Annotated in this window: 1 protein-coding gene; it reads right to left on the bottom strand. The window is 72.6% G+C overall.

Annotated elements, in window-relative coordinates; genetic code table 11:
* Positions 1-188: hypothetical protein (locus GUY61_RS39490; protein ID WP_208107011.1), on the bottom strand; the 188-nt coding region annotated here is incomplete at its 3' end.
* Positions 189-310 lie beyond the last annotated feature (122 nt).

Here is a 310-nt window from a genome sequence, read left to right on the forward strand (position 1 = left end):
TCGCCGCCCTGATGCGCCGCCGCGAGGAGCGCGGCGGAGAAGGCATGATCCAGCACCCGCTCCTCCTCGCGGCCCTCATGCGCCGCCGGGAAGAGCGCGGCGGAGAAAGCCTCATCGAAAACCCGCTGCTGCTCGCCGCCCTGATGCGCCGCCGGGAAGAGGGTGACGGCGAAGGCATGATCGAGCACCCGCTGCTGCTCGCCGCCCTGATGCGCCGCCGCGAGGAGCGCGGCGGAGAAGGCATGATCCAGCACCCGCTCCTCCTCGCGGCCCTCATGCGCCGCCGGGAAGAGCGCGGCGGAGAAAGCCT

This window comes from Streptomyces sp. GC420 (assembly GCF_009916105.1).
Taxonomy (GTDB): domain Bacteria; phylum Actinomycetota; class Actinomycetes; order Streptomycetales; family Streptomycetaceae; genus Streptomyces.